Origin of the sequence: Primorskyibacter sedentarius (assembly GCF_004342065.1) — a bacterium.
GTDB lineage: Bacteria > Pseudomonadota > Alphaproteobacteria > Rhodobacterales > Rhodobacteraceae > Primorskyibacter > Primorskyibacter sedentarius.
In genome coordinates this window covers 172,854-191,528 of sequence record NZ_SLZU01000004.1, presented here as the reverse complement: position 1 = coordinate 191,528, position 18,675 = coordinate 172,854, and the positions used below count along the sequence as shown (strand labels likewise).

The window sequence follows — 18,675 nt, the reverse complement described above, 5'->3', positions numbered from 1 at the left end:
GACAGGCGGAGGAGAGAAAACTGGCCATGCCAAAGACAGACGCCATGACACGCGCGGGGCTGAACCTGATCCAGCAGGCGCTGACGATCTATGACAGCGATCTGAAACTCGCCGTCTGCAATCGCCGGTTCCAGGAAATGTTCGACCTGCCGCAATCCCTGTGCAGCGTCGGCGCATGTTTCGAATCAACGATCCGCCACCTTGTGATGCGCGGTGAATATGGCGAGGTCGACGCGCCCGAGGATTTCATCCGCCTCCGCGTCGAACAGGCCCTGAATTTTGAACCGCATTACATGGAGCGTACCCGCGCCAATGGCCGCGTCATCAGTGTCGAAGGTGCGCCGCTGGCACAGGGTGGCTGGGTCACCGTCTATACCGACATCACGGAAACCCGCAGGCAGGAACAGTTGCTGCGCACCCGGTCGGAACTGCTGTCAGATCAGGTGCTTGCCCGGTCCGAAGAACTGTCAGCCACCAACCGCAAACTTGCCGCGACCGTTGCCGCGCTGGAAGAGGCCAAGCGCGAGCTGACAGAGATCGAAGCCCGCACACGGCTGGTGACCGAAATGATGCCTGCACATATCGCCCACCTGGATGCGGACGGCTGCTATACGTTTTCCAACAGGCGCCTGAACGCGGTGATGCCGGGCCGCCCTTCGGATATCCTGGGCCTGCATATCTCTGCGACGCTGGGGCCCGACACCTATGCCAAGGTGCGCCCCTATCTGGATGCGGCCTATGACGGCCAGCAATCGACTTTCGAATTCACCGACAAGCGCAGCTCTCGCCGTATCCGGGCGGTGTTTACACCAGACGAAACGGTCAGGGGCGTCTACATCCTGTCGATGGACGTGACAGAGGAAACCCAGGCAAGGGTTGCCCTGCAACAGACGCGCAAGCGCGAGATGGGCGCGCAACTGACCTCCGGGCTGGCGCATGACTTTTCCAACCTGTTGACGATCATTCTGGGTATGCAGTCGCGCCTGCAACGGCTGGATGACATGCCGGAAACCGCAGAACCCCTGATCACCGGCACGCTACAGGCGGCGCGGCGCGGCGGCACGTTGCTGCACCGCATCGCCGACATGACCGGGCACCGCGCTTTCGCGCCCGAACCCACCGACATGCCGCGGTTCCTGCGTGATCTTCAGACACTTGCGACGCCCACGCTTCCCGACAGCCTGACCCTCACCATCGACAACCAGCTTGACGGTGCATTGCTGCTGGACCCGGGCATGTTGCAGGATTCCATCCTGAACCTGATCCTCAACGCGCGCGATGCCTGCGGGAAGACCGGCCAGATCCTGCTGAAAGCCCATCCACATATGGAGACATGGGCAGAGTTCATTGTCAGCGATACCGGCCCCGGATTCTCGGACGAGGCTCTGGCCCACGCGCTGGACCCGTTCTTCAGCACCAAGGGCGGTGAGGGCATGGGGCTGGGTCTTGCGATGGTCTACGACATGACCAAGCTGGCCGGTGGCGAGGTGCGGTTGGCGAATACCGAAGAGGGCGCTTGTGTCACGCTGCGCCTGCCTTATCGCCCCGCTGAAACCACCTCTGCGCCCGGCCTTGTTCTGCTGGTCGAGGACAGCCCCGACCTGCGCACCAGCGTCCGCGAGATGCTCACCGGCATGGGCCATGCCGTGGTCGAGGCGGCATCGGTCGACGAGGCCGTGCTGCTTGCAGAGGGCCTGCCCGACATCTCGCTGGTCCTGTCCGATATCTCTCTTGAAGGCGACGAAACCGGGCTGGCGCTGATTGACCGGTTGCCGGACCATCGTGTGTGCCTCATGACCTCGCTTCCGCAGGACAATGCGCTCTATTGCAAGGCTGCGGCTGTCGGGCCGGTGCTGGCAAAACCTTTCACGGCGGCGCAGCTGGCCGGGTTCCTGATGTTGCAAAAGGTGGCGGCATGACGGCTTTGGTGTCCATTCTCGACGACGAGCCGGAAATCCGCCGGATGCTGGCCGATGCCCTGCAAGAGGCCGGTTTCAAGACCATGGCCTTTGGCCGCGCCACAGAATTCGAGGCCGCGCTGCAACGTACCACCCCGGATGTCTGTCTTGTCGATCTTGGTCTGCCCGACCGCGACGGGCTAAGCCTCGTACACAGGCTTGCGCTGGAACGCGGCGCGATCGTCATCATTATCTCGGGACGCGCGCAGGTGCAGGACAAGGTGACGGGGCTGGAGCTTGGCGCCGATGACTACATCATCAAACCCTTTGATCCGGCAGAAGTCGTGGCCCGTATCCGCGCCCGCCTTCGCGGTGCCAAGCCCGCCCGCGCCGCTGCAAATACTGCGGCGTTCAATGGCTGGACCGCCCATTTCGACCGCTACGTGCTGGAAGACGCCTCTGGTGCGGAAACACCGTTTTCCCATGCCGAGGGCGAGGTCTTGCGGCTGTTTCTGGACAGCCCCAATCGCCTGATCACCCGTGCGCATATGCAGGAAACCCTTGGCGGCGCGGCCGGCGAAAGCTTTGACCGCGCGATGGATGTGCGCATCTCGCGGCTGCGCACAAAGCTGCGCGAAGATCCAAAGAACCCTCGTCTTATCAAAACGATATACGGGGCTGGCTATATCTTTCTGGGGGAGGTGAAATGGCTGCAGGGATAGCGCGGGCCGCCTGTGCGTTGCGGTTTGCCGCGCCCCTATGCGCCGATCATCGTCTTGAGGATAGGCAGGATTGACGCCGCGACGATACCGACTATGGCGCCGACACCCAGCCTCACCAATGGCGCACCCAGCCGAGGCCCTGCCAGACCAAGCGCCCCGCAGACACAGGCGTAGAAAACCAGTGCAATCGCGTCCATCTCATCCCCTCCCCTATTGCGACAAGGTTAAACCGTTCCCGCAAAATCACGCAATCCGCCACACCAGAACGCCCGATCTGGCCACTATGCAGGCCTCATGTCCGGCAGGCCCCTAACGGCGCCTTCAGCGACACAAACTGCCCCTTTCAAGGGCGCAGTCTTCAGGGACGTTCAATGGCAATCGCTGTGCCTTCGCCACCACCGATGCAAATCGCAGCCACGCCACGCTTTAGCCCGCGCTTCTCCAGCGCGTTAAGCAGCGTCACCATGATCCGTGCGCCGCTTGCACCAATTGGATGGCCAAGCGCGCAGGCGCCGCCATTGACGTTCACGATGTCGCGCGGCAGGCCCATCTCGTGCATGAAGGCCATGGGGACAACGGCGAAGGCCTCGTTCACCTCCCAAAGATCGACATCCGACACCCGCCAACCCAGCCGGTCCAGCAGCTTGCGCGCGGCGGGAACGGGTGCCGTCGGAAACAGCGAAGGTGCCTGGGCGTGGCTGGCATGGCCAAGAATGCGCGCGCGGATGGGCATGCCCCGCGCCTCGGCAGCGGCTCGGTCCGCCAATATCAGCGCCGCCGCCCCGTCCGAGATTGATGACGAATTCGCCGCCGTCACCGTGCCATCCTTGCGAAACGCCGGTTTGAGTTGCGGGATCTTCTCGGGCCGGGCCTTTCCAGGTTGTTCGTCCTTGGTGATCACCTCTTCGCCCGTCCGGGCATGCACTGTCACAGGGGTGATCTCGTTGTCGAACGCGCCGCTGCGCTCCGCATCCAATGCGTTCGACAAAGAGGCAAGCGCGTATTGATCCTGCGCCTCGCGGGTGAATTGGAATGCCTCGGCGCAGTCTTCGGCAAAGGTTCCCATCAGGCGTCCACGGTCATAGGCATCCTCAAGCCCGTCCAGAAACATATGGTCAACAACCTGCTGATGTCCGATGCGCGCGCCCTCACGCATTTTGGGCAGAAGGTACGGCGCGTTGGTCATGCTTTCCATGCCGCCCGCCGCTATGACCTGCGATGCGCCAAGGGCAATCTGGTCAAAGGCGACCATCGCCGCTTTCATCCCCGACCCGCACATCTTATTGAGCGTTGTGGCGGGCACGTCCTCGGGTAGACCTGCGGCAAAGCCTGCCTGTCGCGCGGGTGCCTGCCCTTGCCCCGCGGGCAACACGCAGCCCATCAAGACCTCGTCCACCGTATCTGCGCCCGATTGCGCAAGGGCTGCTTTCAAGGCTGCCGCACCCAGATCTGCCGCGCTGACGGCCGAGAATGCCCCCTGAAATCCGCCCATCGCCGTTCGGGCCGCCCCCGTGATGACAACGTCGTGCATGGTCAGCCTCCCTGATGACTTCTCATTTACCTGCATACAGAATCTAAAGGATTGCAATCTAGTGTCACGTGCAAACGCAAAGATCGGAAAGACACAGCATGAATTTGTCGAGCACTATTACGGACGGCACCCAGGTCATCTCGGTGGAGGAAGAGCGCATTGATGCCGCAGCCGCCATCCAGTTCAAGGACCGCATGCGCGAGCTGACGCAAGATGGTCCGACGCGAATCGTCCTCGATCTGGAGCAAGTGGATTTCATCGATTCAAGCGGGCTTGGTGCGATCGTCGCGTCAATGAAACAGCTTGGTGAAGGGCGCAAACTGGACCTTTGTGCGCTGTCGCCCAATGTCGACAAGGTTTTTCGGCTGACGCGCATGGACACAATTTTTGGGATTTATGGCTCTGTCGCGGAAGCAACCGGGCCCGCCAGCTGACCTGCTGCCCGGTTGCAACGCGTTGGATACCATGATTGCCATGTGCGCACCGAAGACTCTTCTAAGCGTTTCGCTTCAAAGCTCGCCCGATGCCGTGCGCGACGTGCTGGCGCGCGTAGCGCAGACCGTGGCCGCGGCCGGTCAGAACCCCACAGCGACCAACAATATTGAACTCGCTATGGCAGAGGCGCTGAACAATGTCGTGGAACATTCCTTTCATGAGACGGCAAAGGGTCAGATCCTGGTTGAGATCACACTGGATGAAGACGTCTTTTGCATCTCCATCCGCCATGACGGCACCCCCATGCCCGGGATGCGCCTGCCCGAGGGGAGGCCCGCAAATGTCGGTGTCGATAGTGCCAATTTACCCGAGGGAGGCTTTGGCTGGTTCCTGATCCGCTCTCTGGTGCTGGATGCGGCCTATACCCACAGGGACAACTGGAGCGAGCTGGTTCTGCGTTTCGCCCGCCTGCCAGAGGGCTGACAAGGACTGTGCGGCAAGCTGCTCTGCGGTGGCATTGGCGCATTGCCCTGAAACGGCCCGATTTGGTCCGCAATCAGGTCAGGAAGAACGGGCATAGTTCAGGGGTAGCTGCCAATAGCTTCCCTCGGCGCTACGTCTTTCTGCCCCCACCCAGCACGTGGCGCCGAGGTACTTTTGCATCTGAATATCGATCTGGCTCTCGCCGCGCAGTGACAAGAGAGGCGCAGCCAAAGGGGGCTACGACCCCAGATATCGGTCATATTATAGCACCTAACGCGCAGGCCTCAGTCGCGCGTGGGCTCAGTTCATCTGGAAATGAAGCTCGTAGCTGCCATCGTGGAAAGCGCCGAACAGATCGGGGATGTCGGGATGATCCACCGGCTCTCCGGACGAATCCGGCACAAGGTTCTGCTCTGACACATAAGCGACGTAGTAGCTTTGGTCGTTTTCGGCCAAAAGGTGATAGAACGGCTGATCCTTGACCGGGCGGCTGTCCTCGGGGATCGATTCATACCACTCTTCCGTGTTCGAAAACTCCGGATCGACGTCAAAGACCACGCCACGGAAAGGGTGCTTCCGGTGCCGGACGACCTGGCCGAGATGATATTTGGCAAGTTGCGTATGCATAGAACCCTGATTTCCCTCACACAGTCTTATCGCGGTCGCCCCCCCAATGTCCAATATTGGCCCGAAATCCAATAGAAACACCGTAAGAACGACGCCGTTACAAACACGTTTCCGTCAGAAAGGCCAACCGATAGGCACGTCTAACGTAGGGCGAATTCGACACTGAGCCGAAAAACCAGCGGGATTGTGATTTCCTCGTCCCCCCGGATGGTCTAGAATGCCTGCAAAATACTAAAAAAGCGAGAGGCAGATGAGCAGAACTCTTCGCGCGATGGTGATGATGATTTTGGTCGCGTCCTGCGGCAGTGGTAACTATTCCGCGCCGCGCAACCTGGACAACGCCTGTTCCATCCTCACCCAGCGCCCGACATATATCCGCGCTTTCAAAGCGACCGAACGCCGTTGGGGGGTGCCCGTGCATGTCCAGATGGCGACGATCTATCAGGAAAGCAAATTCATCGGCAATGCCCGTACGCCGCTACGCTATTCGCTGGGGGTGATCCCGGTGGGTCGACAAAGCTCGGCCTATGGCTATTCGCAGGCGCTGGACGCGACCTGGGATGAATACCGCCGCGCCAATAACAAGATGGGCGCCAAACGCGACAATATCCGCGACGCGACCGATTTCATGGGCTGGTACATGAACCAGACCAAAAATCGGAACGGTATCTCCTTGCATGATGCGCGCAACCAGTACCTGGCTTATCACGAAGGTCATTCAGGCTATGCGCGGGGCAGCTACAACTCCAAGGCCTGGCTGGTTCGTGTTGCAGGACAGGTGGGTAGCCGGTCGCGCACCTATCAGGCACAGCTGGCCAACTGCCGCGCCGCGCGCTAGGCAAACCAATTCCGCGATAAAATCGCCAAACGGCGGCTCCCTTCCATTGGGAGCCGCCGCTGATGCTGTCATAATCATGCCAGTGGCATATGTGTTTCAGACGAAGACAGGGATCGCCCCCAATCAGCCCCCAAGGGTTTCAGGGGCTCGTCACTGACCGTTGCGGCGCCCTATCGACCCATCTTTGCAACTTCGGCGTTGATGTCGAAGATCCGGTTGGACAGGCCCGAGGTCTTCTCCAGATCGCCGAGGATCACCGTGGTCACGCTGCCGCTGTCGTCGCGAATGACCCATTGGCGCAGCTCCACCGGCGGGCCGGTGAATTTCATCGTGATATCGCCATATTCGGGGTGTTTCGGGTCCTGCGCCTTCACCGTCGTGGCAGTGCCGTCAAACCCATGCCCGGTGACCATATTGGCCTGACCAAGATTCACATTGCGCTCTAGAATGATGTTGAGCGGCGTGCGCGCCAGCGGGTAGCGGTCGGGCGCCTGCCCCGTCTTCTTGTCAAAGATCGCAACCTCGCCGGCATAGGCCAGCACCAGTGCCTGTTCGGGCGGATTGTATTCAAATCGAACCTTGCCGGGGCGCTTGATATAGATCGTTCCGGTCGAGATCGTGCCATCGTCGTTGATCTGTGTGAACGACCCCTTGGCCGATGTCAGCCCGTTCAGGTAGTTGGAAATCGCATTCAGCGAAAGCTTTTCCGCCGCGGCGGGCATCGCCAGAAAGGCAACAGCGGTGGCCGCTGCCAAGGTGCGAAGAAAGGTCATGTGTCGTCCTCAATCGTCGTTTCTGTCCGGCGTATCTAAGGTCTTTGCCCGTTGATATGCGATAACGGACCGGATGTCAGAGATATCACCGTCGCATCGCCGCATATCAAGGGGAGCCCTTGGCCGCAGGCATCAAAACGCCGTCAGAACGCACAAGTTCCGGCAGGGGAGGGGGAGCCTGACGCGGCTCACCCCTGTTCGGGCACCAATATCTCGCGTTTGCCCACGTGGTTGGCAGAGGACACGACACCCTGATCTTCCATCTGCTCCACCAATCGCGCCGCCTTGTTATAGCCGATCGCCAGTTTACGCTGGATGTAGGAGGTGGAACATTTACGGTCCCTGACCACGATGCCCACCGCCTGATCGTAAAGAGCGTCTTCGCCATCGGTGTTACCACCGGTGTTCAGGCCCAGAACCGCGTCGATATTATCAGCCTTTTCGTCATCCGGCCCTTCGACCACACCGCCCACATAGCTGGGCGGACCGTAGGCCTTGAGGTGATTGACGATCTCCTCGACCTCTTCATCCGAACAGAATGGGCCGTGGCACCGGGTGATCTTGGCACCGCCCGCCATGTACAGCATGTCGCCCATACCCAGCAGTTGTTCGGCACCCATTTCGCCCAGAATGGTGCGGCTGTCGATCTTCGACGTCACCTGGAACGAGATCCGGGTGGGGAAGTTCGCCTTGATCGTGCCGGTGATAACGTCCACCGACGGGCGCTGCGTGGCCATGATCAGGTGGATGCCCGAGGCCCGCGCCATCTGCGCAAGACGCTGGATGCAGGCCTCGATCTCTTTGCCCGCAACCATCATCAGGTCGGCCATCTCGTCGACGATGACGACGATATAGGGCATTTTCTTGGGCTCGATCTGTTCCGTCTCGAAGATCGGCTCGCCGGTGTCGTCATCGAACCCGGTCTGAACCGTGCGTTCGAACATTTCGCCCTTGGACAAGGCATCTGCCACACGGCCGTTATAGCCGTCAATGTTCCGCACGCCCATCTTGGACATCTTGCGATAGCGTTCTTCCATCTCGCCCACGGTCCATTTCAGCGCGACCACGGCCTTTTTCGGGTCGGTCACAACCGGGGACAGCAGATGCGGGATGCCGTCATAGACGGACAGTTCCAGCATCTTGGGGTCGATCATGATCAGGCGGCATTCATCCGGTGTCAGCTTGTAAAGCAGCGACAGGATCATGGTGTTGATCGCCACCGACTTGCCCGAACCGGTCGTCCCCGCGATCAGCAGGTGAGGCATCTTGGCCAGGTTCGCCACCACGGGATCGCCACCGATATCCTTGCCAAGCGCCAGCGGCAGCTTGTGGTTGCCGTCGCCATAGTCGCGCGTCGACAGGATCTCGCGGAAGGACACCATCTCGCGGTTTTCATTGGGCAGTTCGATGCCGATCACGCTGCGCCCCGGCACCGTGGAAACGCGTGCCGACAGTGCAGACATGCTGCGCGCGATATCATCGGCAAGGCCGATGACGCGGCTTGCCTTCAGGCCGGGGGCGGGCTCCAGCTCGTACATGGTGACGACGGGGCCGGGACGGACCGAGACGATTTCACCCTTCACGCCATAATCATCAAGGACGCTTTCCAGCATACGGGCGTTTTCTTCAAGCGCCTCGTCGGACAGGACGTGCCGTTCGATATTCTCCGGGCTCATCAGCAGGTTCAAAGGCGGCAGCTCGTATTCTTCGGGATTGTCCTCGAACCGCAGGCTGGGCTGCTTTTCCTCCTGGGCGCGGCGCGACGGCTGCAACGGTTTGCGCTGCGGCTGCTGCACGACTTTTTTCGCTTCGGGAACCGGCAGAGGCTGTGTCTGCATCGGCGGTTCGAAATGGTAATGCTCGTCCAGAATTTCAGCCTCGTAGAGATCGACCTCCTCTTCCGGCATCGGCTGCGGCGCGGGGGTGGCGACGGGTGCCTCTGGGCGCGGGCGCGGCGTGATGACCCGTCCGGCCTGGGGGGCGGCGGGCGCGATCTCTGGCATCTCGGGCGCGGCGTCAGCGCTGCGCGTGCCGGTCAGCGGCGGCTCCACGGCCAGTTTCGCGGCACCCAAAGTCAAGGGCGGCTCCGGCGGCAAGCCACTGCGCGGTGTAATCACCAACGGGTCGGGACCGCGTCCGCGCCCCTTGGTCAGGGGGGCCACGCTTGGGATCTGCAATGCCGGGTTCTTGCGAACACGGGCCTTGATGACATCGGCAATCTTCGCCTTGATCCGGTCCTCGCTGGGGCCTTCGCCGACATCGGCAGGGGTGTCCATCTCGATCAGTTCAGGTTCGGGCATCTGGTCAAGCGGTCGCTTGATCAGTGCGGGCATGCGCGCCAGAAAGCTGGTCTTCTCTGCGGGGTCCTCGGCATCGTGACCGGCCACAGGAGGTGCCGGGACAGCGGCCTGCGCCTGAGCCCATTCCGCGGCCTCTGCCGCTTCGACGCGATTGCGCGCGCGGCGTTCCGCGTGGTGGGCCTGCACGGCCTGCGCCGCACGGACAGATGCCCCGGCCCCACGCCCCAGCAGCGTCAGAAGCGACGCGTAGGTCATCACGATACCCACCATCAGGAAACGGCCGATGCTGCGCAGTTCATGCTTGGTAAAACCAAGGACGAAGGCCCCCAGAACCAGCAGGCCCGCGCCAAGGATGACCTGCACCAGTTTCAGCCCGAACGTCGCCCCGACCGGCAGGATATTCAGCAAGGATCCCATCATCATGTCGCCGAAAAGACCGCCAAGACCAAAGCTGTGTGTCCATTCCGGCCCGATATTCTGACCCGCGGCATAGATCGCCGCCAGGGCAATCCAGATCGGCGCAAAGATCACGCGCGCAGTGGCACGGTCATCGCCACGATGCAGGACGAAACGAGCGCCCCAGACGATCAACACCAATGCCAACCCCCAGCTTCCCCAGCCGACGATCATGAAAAGAGGTGCGGCGATCGACGCCCCAAGTCGACCCAACCAGTTCTGCACGGGCGCATCCGTCGCCGAGAGCCAGCTCGGATCCTCGGGCGTGTAGCTTGCGATCATGGCCGCAGCCGCGCAGCCCAGCACGACCAGCAGCAAGCCTGCCAGCTCTTTTCCGCGCTTCTCGATCGCCGCCTGCATGTTGCTGTCGAAAAGGGGATCACGCCCCCGTGCCTGGTATGCCATCTTCCCTCGCCTCAATCGTACAGGCAGTCGCGGAGCCTGATCAGTCCGCGCTGCATCTCTTCTTTTGGGGCCACCAACGCGACCCGGATAAATTCTTGCGCCGGGTTAACCCCGTCGACGTCCCGTCCCAGATAGGCCCCGGGCAAGACCCGGACGCCTGTTTCGGTCCATGCCTTCAAAGCGGCCTCTTCGCCATTTCCGGCGGGCAACCACAGGAAGAACCCGGCCTCCGGCCCCGCATAGCCGGGCACCCCGCCGAATATCTCATCCGCGATCGCGTATTTCTCCTGATAGAGCGACCGGTTTTCCGCGACATGTTCATCGCAGCCCCAAACCCGCGCCGAGGCGATCTGGATCGGCAGCGGCAACGGCGCCCCGGAATAGGCCCGCAGCTGCCGGATACGCGCGATGCAATCCGGCCCACCCGCAACAAAGCCTGACCGAAGACCCGGCAGGTTCGACCGTTTGGACAGCGAATGAAAGACCACCACGCGTTCCGGATCCGCACCCATCTGCCGTGCGATCTGCATCGCGCCGGGGGGCGGTGTATCACGGTAGATCTCGCAATAGCATTCATCCGCGAAGATGCGGAAATCGTGCTTTTCTGCCAGTGCGATCAACTCGCGCCAATAGGCCTCATCGGCCACGGCGCCCTGCGGATTGGAGGGCGAACAGACATAAGCGATGGCAACCCGGTCCAGCAGTTCGGGTGCAAGCCCCGTGTAATCCGGCAGGTGGCCGGTTGCCTCGGTTGCGGGCACAAAGACAGGCTCTGCCCCCACGGAAATCGCCGCGATCATGTAAACCTGATAGAACGGGTTGGGCATCAGCACGACGGGCCGCTTGCCCCGAACCTCTTCCGGGCACAACGCCATCGCAGCATTGTAAAGCCCTTCCCGTGTGCCGTTCAGCGCCATGACCTGCGTGGCCGCATCAAGCGACACGCCGAACCTGCGCCCGAAATATCCCGCAATCGCGTCCAGCAATTCCGGCGTGCCGTCATTGGGAGGATAGCGCCCGAACCCGGCTGCATTTTCCGCGATGATGTCCGCCACCCATGCCGGAAACGCATGTTTCGGCTCGCCAATCGTCATGTGCACCACGTCGCCGCCGGGCGCGTGATGGTCCAAAAGCGCCCGCAAGCGCGGAAACGCGTAGGCCGGTAGGTTCGAGAACCGCTCGGGAAACATATTCAACTGCCTCAAGGTGCAGGGTCATTGCCGCCCCGCTTTGCCCCAGAATAGCCAAGCGCATGCGGGCCGTCCAGAAAAAGGCGGGGGAAAATGAGTGCTGTGACACTTAGAACGCATTGGCCGCGGCGGATGACGGCGCTGCGGCCGGCCGCGCAGGGCGGGCCCGTTTCACCGCAGCGCGGCCTCTGCGGCGGCACCCAGACGCAAAAGACGCTCCTCCCCGTATGGCTGGCCCATGAACAGGATACCGCAGCTGGGCTGCCCGGTGGGCAATGTCAGCCCCGCGCCGCCCATCAGGTTACCGATCCGGGTGTTGCGCAGGGCAAGAAGGTTCTCCGAGACGTAATATTCCGGGTCGGTCATCAGCCGGTTGGCATTGGGCGGCAGGATTGGCGCGGTCGGGCAGATCACCGCATCAAACCCGGCCGTGCGCGCAGCCCATACGCGGCGATGCGCATCCAGCCGGTGCCAGGCAGCCACGAAATCCGGCCCGCTGACCCCTGCCCCGGCCCGGAACCGCTCTAGGATGCGGTCAAACATCTTGTCCGGCGCGGCCTCGATGGCATCGCGCCACTGCCCGTAAGCCTCTGCCGTGTAAAGCACCGCCGTGTCGTTCATCGCGTCGGCCACTTCGGGGGCGTCAATCCTCACAATATTGGCGCCAGCCGCGCGCAGCTTTTCGACAGCGGCGGCATAGGCCGCGCCCGGCGCGTCGCGCAGATCGTCGCCTGCGATGGTGCGCAGCTCTGCAAGGCGGGCGCCTTTCAGCGTAGCGCCACGCAGATCCATCGGGGCCGCGCCTTTCAAGGCTGCCAATGCAAGGGCGGCATCCTCGACATTCCGGCTGAGCGGGCCAACCGTATCGAACCGCGCGCAGAGCGGAACGACCCCTTGCAAGGACAGCAGCCCCGACGTGGTTTTCAACCCCACCAGATCATTCCAGGCCGCCGGGATGCGCACCGATCCGCCGGTATCCGACCCGATCGCGATGGGCGCCAGACCAAAGGCAACCGAGGTTGCCGCGCCGGAGGACGACCCGCCCGCGACGGCGTTTTCGTCATTCACACAAGGCGGGGTTCGCGTGACCGGGTTCAGCCCGAGGCCGGAGAAGGCCAGCTCGGACATATGCGTTTTTCCCAGACAAACCAAACCCATAGAGGTCGCCACGCGCAGCACCCTGGCGTCATGATCGGGCACGCGGCCTGCAAGCAGGGCAGATCCGGCCTCTGTCGCCACGCCTGCCGTGTCGAAGAGATCTTTCCAGCTGCACGGCACCCCGTCCAATAGCGAAAGGCGGCGCCCCGCCTTGGCACGGGCGGCGGCGGCCTGCGCTTCGGCCATCGCGCGCTCTGGCGTCAGGCGGGCATATATGTCCTTGCCCAGCCGGTGTGAGCCGATGCGATCAAGGAAAAACGTGGTCAGCTCTACCGGGTCGATCTGGCCAGCGCCGATACCCCGTCCAAGTTCTGCGGCACTTGTTTCCGACCACTGCTGCATGACTGCCACTCCCTGTCTGATCGCGGCGACGGTAGCGGCAGCGCGGCGCATGGACAATCCCGCATCCGCCGCCATATTGACAGGTATGAGAGATGAATCCGATCTTCTGATTGTGGGCGGCGGACTGAACGGTCCTGCCCTTGCACTGGCAGCCGCACAAGCGGGCCTGTCCTCCACCGTTATTGACGCGCTGCCTGCCGAGACTGCGCTGGCGAATGAATTCGACGGGCGCTCCTATGCGCTGGCTTTGGCGTCGCAGCGGATGCTGGCGCGTCTTGAGCTATGGGACGAGCTGGCGGATCACGCGCAGCCAATGCTGGAAATAAAAGTCACCGACGGGCGAGCGGGCGAAGGCGCGGCTTTTCTGGGGCTGCATTTTGACCATGCCGAGATCGAAGAAGGCCCGATGGGCTACATGGTCGAGGATCGTTACCTGCGGCGCGCGCTCTGGCAGTCTGTTGACCGATGCGAAACGATCCGTCACCTGCCCGGTTGCCGCGTGACAGCGCAAGAGGCCAGGCCCGGCGGCGTGACGGTCACGCTGGAAGACGGGGCGCAGCTGCACGGGCGCCTTCTGGTGGGCGCCGACGGCCGGCAAAGTGGCACGGCCGCGCGTGCAGGCATCCGCCGCACAGGCTGGCGCTACGGGCAGACGGCACTGGTTTGCGCCATTTCGCATGAAAAGCCGCATCACGGGATCGCGCATCAATTTTTCATGCCGTCCGGGCCGCTCGCGATCCTGCCCCTGCCGGGCAATCGTTCCTCTATTGTCTGGAGCGAAACCGATGATGCCGCGCAACGGATCAACGCCCTTTCGGATGCAGATTATCTGGACGTCTTGCGCCCACGCTTCGGTGATTTCCTGGGAGAGATCAGCCTTGCGGGCGACCGGTTCACCTACCCATTGTCGCTGAGTCTGGCCAACAGTTTCATCGGTGACAAGCTGGCGCTGGTCGGGGATGCGGCGCATGGCGTGCACCCGATCGCCGGTCAGGGCCTGAACGCAGGGCTGCGCGATGTTGCTGCGCTGGCGCATGTGCTGACCCATGCCCGTCAGCGCGGCGAGGATTTCGCCCAGCCCGATGTTCTGGCGCGATATCAGCTATGGCGGCGTTTCGACACTGCCACGCTGGCTGGCGCCACGGACATCTTCAACCGGCTGTTTTCAAACGATAACCCGCTCCTGCGCGCGGGCCGGGATCTTGGCATGAAGGCGGTTCAGGCCGTCCCCGCCTTGCGCCGGGGTTTCATGCGAGAGGCGGCGGGGCTGACCGGCGACCTGCCGGAATTGATGCGCGGTTAAGCACCGCAGACAGGGCCAGCGTGACGCCGACGCATAGGCCGATCCAGCCGTTATACCACAACATGCCGGCAAGCTGATCCTCAGCGTAGGAGGCAGCAAAAGCGGCCTTGCCGCGCAGTGCCAGAGCATAGGCCAACGCGCTTGTGACCACACCGGCGATAAACGCGGCGCGAACACGTTCCATCCAGCCCAGAAGCATCGCCAGCAAGGCCCCCAACGGGGCGCCGATCAGGGCAACCTGCATGTCCCAACCGGGATGCGCCCCGGCCAGCGCGGCAAGACCGAACCACGACATTGCGATGACGAAAAGCCCGCCAACCAGCGCAGAAATAATAGGTCTGTACATCGGGAAAGCCCCCTTTCGCGAAGACGCTAACCTGTGGATCTTCTGAGGGAAAATCACCTTACGGTGAATGCGCGCGAGCCCGCCCGACGGGGGCAGGACGGCACTTGTATTCTTCAGTCCTTCAGCGCGCGGGCCTCGTCGCGCAGCATCACCGGAATGCCGTTGCGCACCGGATAGGCAAGCCCGGCATTGCGCGAGATCAGCTCTTGCTTTTCGGGGTCGTATTCCAGCACAGCATGCGTGTGCGGACAGACCAGCGCCTCCAACATGCGGCGGTCCAGTTCGGGCGTCGTGTTCATTGGATCAATTCCTCTCCACCACCCCGCAGGGCATATTCCAGCAGGGTGACCAGAGTTTCCCGCCGTGTGGTCAGCGAGGGGGCCTCCAGCAGGGCCTGCTTATCCTCGGGCGGGAATTCCAGAAGCATTGAGAGAGAGTTTACCAGCAACTCGTCATCAGCCTCTTGCAGGGTTTCCCAGTCTGCCGACAGATCGCGCGCATCGAAATAGCGGCTGAGTGTCTTGAGAAAGCTGTCGCGGCAGAACGTATCATCCTGCTCTGCATGCGAATTGCGATCCTTTTCGAACCCTTCCCAAGACACTTCACAGCGGCGGTACGGGGTGAAGCCCTCCACCTCTTTCTTGATCCGGAACCGCGAAATGCCAGCCAGCGTGATCATGTAGCGTCCGTCTTCGGTTTCCGAAAACTGCGTCACCCGCCCCGCACATCCAATGCTGTGAAGCGCATCCGCACTCTCCGGGCGTTCGAACGGTTGCACCATGCCGATCATCCGCGAAGAGGTCTTCAGCGCGTCATCCAGCATCTGAAGGTATCGCGGCTCGAAAATATTCAACGGCAGCCGCGCGCGGGGCAGCAGCAACGCGCCCGGCAGCGGGAAGATCGGAATGGTGTCCGGAAGGTCGACTATGCGGCTCATGACGCTGAAACTAGCGTTGTCGGACGATCAGGCAAATATCAAAGAGCTCAACTTGCGCCGACCGTTCAGCACGACCGGGTCATTGGGCTTGAGCGCTTCGAAGATCGTGAACAGCTGCGCCTTGGCCGCACCGTCATTCCACTCGCGGTCGCGCCGGAAGATTTCCAGCAATTCGGTGACGGCCGCGTCAGCATCGCCCCCGGCATACAGCGCCTGGGCCAGATCAAACCGTGCCTGATGATCGTCCGGCGTCTTTTCGACCTGCGCGCGCAGCTCGGTCACCGGGCCCGCGTTCTGTGCCTGTTTGGCCAGTTCAAGCTGCGCATGTGCCGCTTCAAGCTCTGGCGCAGAGCTGATTTCGGCAGGGGCACCGTTCAGGACCGCCTCTGCCTGTTCAAGATCACCGGTCGCGATATGGGCGCGCACCATCCCGCCATAGGCGCCCGCGTGGTTGGGCTCTTCGCCCAGGATGGCGCCAAAAATCTGCGCAGCATCGGCGGCCGCACCCTGTTCCAGCATCTCCTCGGCCGCGGCCATCGCTTCGTCAAGCCCGCCCGACGCATCGCCGCCAGAAGCCTGAACGACCCGGTCCACGAATGCCTTCAATTCAGATTCCGGGACCGCGCCCTGAAACCCGTCAATCGGTTGGCCCTGCCAGAACGCATAGACCGTGGGAATGGACTGGATTTGCAACTGGCCAGCGATTGACTGCGCTTCGTCGACATTGACCTTGGCCATGCGCACCGCGCCTTTCGCTGCGGTGACCGCCGCCTCGAGCTGCGGGCCAAGCGTCTTGCAGGGGCCGCACCAGGGCGCCCAGAAATCGACGATCACGGGGACTGTCCGGCTGGCCTCGACGACCTTTGCCATGAAATCGGCTTCGGTCACGTCCTCAATCAGCGTTGCATCGGCTTGCGGAGCGGCGCCAAGTTCGATCATATCCCGGATCCCATATCTGTCGTTTTGTGTTGCAGTCTAGATGGCCCATGGCGCTGCATGTTGCAAGGGGGCGCATTTTTCCGGCCCCGTCCCGCAAGCAGAAACCGGTGTGTCAGTCATGCGGGCGACCGCGATGGGCGGCGATGGGGTTAAAGATCGAAGCTGGCAAACACCGGCGCGTGGTCCGATGGCTTTTCCCATCCGCGCGCAGCGCGCAGGACGCGGCTGGAATGCCCGGCATTGGAAATGTCGGAAGTTGCCCAGACGTGATCCAACCGGCGCCCCTTGTCCGCCGCATTCCAATCCTTCGCGCGGTAGGACCACCAGCTGTAAAGCTGCCCGTCGGGAATATCCTGACGGGTGATATCCACCCAGTTGCCCGCGTCCTGTGTTTGCGCCAGATGTTCAACCTCCACAGGCGTGTGGCTGACGATTTTCAGAAGCTGCTTGTGGCTCCAGACGTCATCCTCGCGCGGGGCGATGTTGAGATCCCCCACCAGGATCGCCTTTTCCGGCCGGTCGCCATGGAACCAGTCACGCATCTCGGTGAGGTAGTCGAGCTTTTGTCCGAACTTCTCGTTCACCGCGCGGTCGGGTACATCCCCGCCTGCTGGCACATAGAAATTGTGGATCGTCACGCCATTTTCCAGACGCGCCGCGACGTGGCGCGCGTGGCCAAGCCCGACGAAATCATGCCCGCCCACATCTTCGATCGGCAGCTTCGACAGGATCGCGACCCCGTTATAGCCCTTCTGACCGCGCGCAACGATATGTTCGTATCCAAGGGCCCTGAACCCCTCCAGCGGGATCTTGTCGACGGGGCTTTTGCATTCCTGCAGGCAAAGCACGTCGGGTGCCTCTTCCTGCAAGAGCTTGCAAACAATAGGTTCGCGCAGGCGGACGGAGTTGATGTTCCATGTGGCAAGGGTGAAGGGCATCGGCGGGCTCCGTTCTGGACAGGTCTGCGGCGGATCAGGAGCGGCGACATTGCCCGCATCATGCGCCGGGTGCAAGGCGAACGCCCGCCGTCACTCCGGAACGTAGGGGCGTTCAATCGACAGCGTGTCGCGCAACTGTTTCCACGTCACAGCTTCGAACCGCTCTGGCCAGTCAATCCCCAACGCTTCCGCCCGCTTGCGCGCCCGTGGAAGGAAGATAGGCCCGCGCATAGGCCAGATGTGCCTCTATCATCGCCTCCCGTTCGGCCACGGGCGGTGGCAGGGCGGTCAACAGCGCCTTTTGTTCATCAGTGATCAACCGGTTGAGATGCAGCACGCCGCCCCTGTTCGGGGCACCGGTCTCCTCGATCATCAGTTCGACCAGCAGGTTCCGAAGATGGAAGACACCCAGAACGCCGTTGATATATTCCTCGCGCCCGACCGCGAGGTGCAGCAAGCCGAGAATCCTTATGAATTCCTCGAACTGATACAGTGCCTTCTTCGGGTTGGGCCGCGTAGATGCGGCAGCCTCGGGCAAGGTGCCGAGGATCCCGTCACGGTCGAAAAGCGGCTTTAGTCGGTCACGCGAATGGGCCTTCATCTGATCGGGCTTCAGGATAATCACATCCGTCCGCACCCAATCCGCCGTTATCGCGTTGATCAGCACAGGGACTGTCATGCGATCCCACCAAAGCACGATTTCGCCGCTCTGTTCGATTGCTTCCCGCCAAACCTGTGCCATCCTGTCGGTTGCGCCTTCCTCGGCCACGAGAATGAAATCGATGTCACTATAGGCGTCGGCACATCCGTTCCCATAGCTTCCGCTCAGGAAAAGCCCGCGAAGCCCGTCCACCTCACGGGTGGCATCCGAAACCGTTTGAATGACCTGTGCATGATCCATCTGAAACCACCTTCCTCACCAATCGCTTTGCCGGACGATACCCTGCCTTGCCGCCGGGTGCCCGAAGATAATGGTCTGGCCAAAAAAAGACCCAGGCCGAAGCCCGGGTCAGTCCAACAGGGAGGTGCATGCGATAACCCGCACATGCAACGG

General features: G+C 62.0%; 19 protein-coding genes. 6 read left to right on the top strand and 13 right to left on the bottom strand.

Going from position 1 to position 18,675, the window contains the following annotated elements; translation table 11 throughout:
• Positions 1 to 26 precede the first annotated feature (26 nt).
• Together EDD52_RS08985 and EDD52_RS08980 are read left to right on the top strand one after the other, a co-directional pair.
• Positions 27 to 1,919: a PAS-domain containing protein gene (locus tag EDD52_RS08985; RefSeq protein WP_132244036.1), complete on the top strand. Its 1,893-nt coding sequence runs from the start codon at positions 27 to 29 to the stop codon at positions 1,917 to 1,919.
• On the top strand, positions 1,916 to 2,620 hold the full coding sequence (locus EDD52_RS08980; RefSeq protein ID WP_132244034.1) for a response regulator transcription factor: 705 nt from the start codon (positions 1,916 to 1,918) through the stop codon (positions 2,618 to 2,620). Before EDD52_RS08985 ends, EDD52_RS08980 begins: the two co-directional genes overlap by 4 nt.
• Before the next feature lie 35 nt (positions 2,621 to 2,655).
• Here EDD52_RS08980 and EDD52_RS23650 read toward each other — a convergent pair whose 3' ends face one another.
• Positions 2,656 to 2,817: a hypothetical protein gene (locus EDD52_RS23650; RefSeq protein WP_165907491.1), complete on the bottom strand. Its 162-nt coding sequence runs from the start codon at positions 2,815 to 2,817 to the stop codon at positions 2,656 to 2,658.
• Positions 2,818 to 2,978: 161 nt separating this feature from the next.
• Positions 2,979 to 4,151, bottom strand: coding sequence for a thiolase family protein (locus EDD52_RS08975; RefSeq protein WP_132244032.1), 1,173 nt, complete (start codon positions 4,149 to 4,151; stop codon positions 2,979 to 2,981).
• A gap of 98 nt (positions 4,152 to 4,249) precedes the next feature.
• Here EDD52_RS08975 and EDD52_RS08970 point away from each other — a divergent pair, with 98 nt between their 5' ends.
• Together EDD52_RS08970 and EDD52_RS08965 are read left to right on the top strand one after the other, a co-directional pair.
• Positions 4,250 to 4,585: an STAS domain-containing protein gene (locus EDD52_RS08970; protein ID WP_132244030.1), complete on the top strand. Its 336-nt coding sequence runs from the start codon at positions 4,250 to 4,252 to the stop codon at positions 4,583 to 4,585.
• Between the two features lie 40 nt (positions 4,586 to 4,625).
• Positions 4,626 to 5,069 (top strand): ATP-binding protein, encoded by a 444-nt coding sequence (locus EDD52_RS08965; protein ID WP_165907490.1) that lies wholly within the window; start codon positions 4,626 to 4,628, stop codon positions 5,067 to 5,069.
• Positions 5,070 to 5,369: 300 nt separating this feature from the next.
• Here EDD52_RS08965 and hspQ read toward each other — a convergent pair whose 3' ends face one another.
• On the bottom strand, positions 5,370 to 5,696 hold the full coding sequence (gene hspQ / locus EDD52_RS08960; protein WP_132244026.1) for a heat shock protein HspQ: 327 nt from the start codon (positions 5,694 to 5,696) through the stop codon (positions 5,370 to 5,372).
• 250 nt (positions 5,697 to 5,946) lie between these two features.
• On the opposite strand from hspQ, the gene EDD52_RS08955 reads away from it, so the two are divergent.
• On the top strand, positions 5,947 to 6,534 hold the full coding sequence (locus EDD52_RS08955; RefSeq protein WP_132244024.1) for a transglycosylase SLT domain-containing protein: 588 nt from the start codon (positions 5,947 to 5,949) through the stop codon (positions 6,532 to 6,534).
• 170 nt (positions 6,535 to 6,704) lie between these two features.
• On the opposite strand, the gene EDD52_RS08950 is transcribed toward EDD52_RS08955, so the two are convergent.
• The 4 genes from EDD52_RS08950 to EDD52_RS08935 all read right to left on the bottom strand — a co-directional run bounded on the left by EDD52_RS08950 (position 6,705) and on the right by EDD52_RS08935 (position 13,158).
• Positions 6,705 to 7,307, bottom strand: a complete 603-nt coding sequence (locus tag EDD52_RS08950; RefSeq protein ID WP_132244022.1) for a LolA family protein — start codon at positions 7,305 to 7,307, stop codon at positions 6,705 to 6,707.
• Between the two features lie 188 nt (positions 7,308 to 7,495).
• Positions 7,496 to 10,468, bottom strand: a complete 2,973-nt coding sequence (locus EDD52_RS08945) for a DNA translocase FtsK (protein ID WP_132244020.1) — start codon at positions 10,466 to 10,468, stop codon at positions 7,496 to 7,498.
• Between the two features lie 11 nt (positions 10,469 to 10,479).
• The gene (locus EDD52_RS08940; RefSeq protein ID WP_132244142.1) at positions 10,480 to 11,658 is read right to left on the bottom strand and encodes an aminotransferase class I/II-fold pyridoxal phosphate-dependent enzyme; all 1,179 of its coding nucleotides are present in this window, start codon (positions 11,656 to 11,658) and stop codon (positions 10,480 to 10,482) included.
• A gap of 171 nt (positions 11,659 to 11,829) precedes the next feature.
• Positions 11,830 to 13,158 carry an amidase gene (locus EDD52_RS08935; protein WP_132244018.1) on the bottom strand — a complete coding sequence of 443 codons (1,329 nt, stop codon included), beginning with the start codon at positions 13,156 to 13,158 and terminating at the stop codon, positions 11,830 to 11,832.
• Positions 13,159 to 13,207: 49 nt separating this feature from the next.
• Between EDD52_RS08935 and EDD52_RS08930 the strand changes: the two genes are divergently transcribed.
• Positions 13,208 to 14,461, top strand: coding sequence for a UbiH/UbiF/VisC/COQ6 family ubiquinone biosynthesis hydroxylase (locus EDD52_RS08930; protein ID WP_207905997.1), 1,254 nt, complete (start codon positions 13,208 to 13,210; stop codon positions 14,459 to 14,461).
• On the opposite strand, the gene EDD52_RS08925 is transcribed toward EDD52_RS08930, so the two are convergent.
• From EDD52_RS08925 to EDD52_RS08900, 6 genes are all read right to left on the bottom strand, one after another.
• Positions 14,406 to 14,807: a hypothetical protein gene (locus EDD52_RS08925; RefSeq protein WP_132244016.1), complete on the bottom strand. Its 402-nt coding sequence runs from the start codon at positions 14,805 to 14,807 to the stop codon at positions 14,406 to 14,408. The two genes, EDD52_RS08930 and EDD52_RS08925, sit on opposite strands and share 56 nt — an antisense overlap.
• Before the next feature lie 113 nt (positions 14,808 to 14,920).
• On the bottom strand, positions 14,921 to 15,106 hold the full coding sequence (locus tag EDD52_RS08920) for a Trm112 family protein (RefSeq protein ID WP_132244014.1): 186 nt from the start codon (positions 15,104 to 15,106) through the stop codon (positions 14,921 to 14,923).
• Complete coding sequence (locus EDD52_RS08915; RefSeq protein ID WP_132244012.1) at positions 15,103 to 15,744, bottom strand: LON peptidase substrate-binding domain-containing protein; 642 nt, start codon at positions 15,742 to 15,744, stop codon at positions 15,103 to 15,105. The genes EDD52_RS08920 and EDD52_RS08915 overlap by 4 nt, the downstream gene beginning before the upstream one ends.
• 27 nt (positions 15,745 to 15,771) lie before the next feature.
• Positions 15,772 to 16,683, bottom strand: coding sequence for a thioredoxin family protein (locus EDD52_RS08910; RefSeq protein WP_207905996.1), 912 nt, complete (start codon positions 16,681 to 16,683; stop codon positions 15,772 to 15,774).
• A gap of 149 nt (positions 16,684 to 16,832) precedes the next feature.
• Positions 16,833 to 17,621 (bottom strand): exodeoxyribonuclease III, encoded by a 789-nt coding sequence (locus EDD52_RS08905; protein ID WP_132244008.1) that lies wholly within the window; start codon positions 17,619 to 17,621, stop codon positions 16,833 to 16,835.
• A gap of 172 nt (positions 17,622 to 17,793) precedes the next feature.
• Entirely contained in the window at positions 17,794 to 18,522 is a 729-nt protein-coding gene (locus EDD52_RS08900; protein ID WP_243651882.1) for a nucleotidyltransferase domain-containing protein, read from the bottom strand.
• Between the last annotated feature and the right edge of the window lie 153 nt (positions 18,523 to 18,675).